Source organism: Saccharothrix hoggarensis (genome assembly GCF_042678885.1).
In the GTDB taxonomy this organism is placed as follows: Bacteria; Actinomycetota; Actinomycetes; order Mycobacteriales; family Pseudonocardiaceae; genus Actinosynnema; species Actinosynnema hoggarensis.
In genome coordinates, this window is sequence record NZ_JBHTLK010000494.1 from 1 (window position 1) to 1125 (window position 1125).

General features: G+C 76.5%; 1 protein-coding gene and 1 pseudogene. Both read left to right on the top strand.

The features are described 5' to 3' along the window. A pseudogene (locus tag ACFQ3T_RS36725) lies at positions 1-401 on the top strand (type VII secretion integral membrane protein EccD); the annotation flags it as partial. 1 nt (position 402) lies between these two features. Next, a partial coding sequence (gene eccB / locus ACFQ3T_RS36730) for a type VII secretion protein EccB (RefSeq protein ID WP_380730794.1) occupies positions 403-1125 on the top strand: 723 nt, incomplete at its 3' end.

The window sequence follows — 1125 nt, forward strand, 5'->3', positions numbered from 1 at the left end:
CGGTGGTGCGGGCCGACCGGCTGCTGACGGGGATGCTCTCGGGCTGCGCGGTCGCGGTGGCGGCGTGCGCGGTGGCGTTGACGCGCGAACGGCTGTGGCCGACGGTGCTGCTGGGCGTGCTCGGCGTCGGGCTGTGCCTGCGGGCCCGGCTGCACCCGGCGGTGCGGCAGCGGGGGCCGTTGCTGGCCGCCGGTGTGGCGTCGCTCGCGGCCCTGCCGATCGGGCCCGCGGTGATCGGGCTCGGCGCGGTGGTGGTCGCGATGGGTCTGGCGCGCGGCACGCGGAGCGCCCGGCTGTCGCGGTACGCGGAGGTGCTGGAGGTCTTGGTGGTCGTCGCGGTCGTGCCGGTGGTGTGCGCGGTGCTCGGCCTGTACGCGCACCTGCGCGGGCTGGGAGGCTGACGTGGCGTCCAACCGGGATCAGTTGCAGGCACAGCAGTTCCTGCTCCAACGGGTGGTGTCGGCGCTCGTCACCGGCGTGACCGACCCGGAGCAGCCGCCGTTCCGCCGGGCGGTGGCGGCGGCGTTCGGGAGCGTCGCGGTGGCGGTGATCGTGCTCGCGGGCTTCGGCGTGTACGGGATGGTGTCGCCGGGCGGCAACACGGCGTGGCGCGGCGAGTTCGTGGTGGTGGAGAAGGAAACCGGCGCGCGGCACGTCTACCTCGACGGTCGGCTGCACCCGGTGGCGAACTACGTGTCGGCGTTGCTGGCGCTGGGGAAGAACGCGGAGACCCGCACGGTGTCGCGGGCGTCGCTGGCCGACGTGCCGCGCGGGCCGCGGATCGGGATCGCGGACGCGCCGGACTCGCTGCCGGCCCCGTCGCGGCTGCTGTCGGCGGGCTGGACGATGTGCTCGCAGCCGCGCCCGGACGTCACCGGCGCCACGGTGGACGACTCGGTGCTCGTGGTCGGCGGCGTGCCGGCGGGAGGTCGGCCCGTCGAGGACCGGGCGCTGCTGGTGGACGTGCCGGAGACCGGCGACCAGTACCTCCTGTGGCGCGGGTTCCGGCACCGGATCGGCCAGGCCGACACGGTGGCCGTCGGGCTCGCGTTGCGCTCGGAGCCGCGGGCGCGGGTCGGCGCGGCGCTGGCGGACGTGCTGCCGGCGGGCGAGCCGATCGCGCCC